Origin of the sequence: Nostoc sp. CCY0012 (assembly GCF_963920855.1) — a bacterium.
Classification (GTDB): domain Bacteria; phylum Cyanobacteriota; class Cyanobacteriia; order Cyanobacteriales; family Nostocaceae; genus Cyanocohniella.
In genome coordinates this window covers 1-413 of record NZ_CAWUDM010000259.1, presented here as the reverse complement: position 1 = coordinate 413, position 413 = coordinate 1, and the positions used below count along the sequence as shown (strand labels likewise).

At 40.7% G+C, this 413-nt stretch carries 1 protein-coding gene; it reads left to right on the top strand.

The features are described 5' to 3' along the window. The coding region (locus ACM0OS_RS29050) for a transposase (protein WP_414546631.1) at positions 1 to 402 on the top strand (402 nt) is incomplete at its 5' end. Between the last annotated feature and the right edge of the window lie 11 nt (positions 403 to 413).

Genomic DNA, 413 nt, shown 5'->3' with positions numbered 1-413 from the left:
CAACGTACCCAAATTGACTACGCTCAACAGATCAAATATTTGGTTGATGAATGCTATCCCCACGCTAAAAAAATTCAACTTGCTCAGGATAACTTAAACACTCACGTTAGAGCCTCTCTTTACAAGGCATTTCTACCAAATGAAGCCAGACGAATACTCGACAAAATCGAATTTTATTATACACCCAAGCATGGAAGTTGGTTGAACATGGCTGAAATTGAGTTGAGTGTTTTAAACCGACAATGCCTTGACCGACGCATGGCTGAAAAAGAGGTTTTGAAACAGGAAATTGCTGCCTGGGAAAAACGCAGAAATGAACTCTCCTCTACCGTAGATTGGCAATTTACTACCGACGATGCCCGGATTAAACTGAAGCGCCTTTATCCGTCAATTAATTTTTGACAGACTACTAG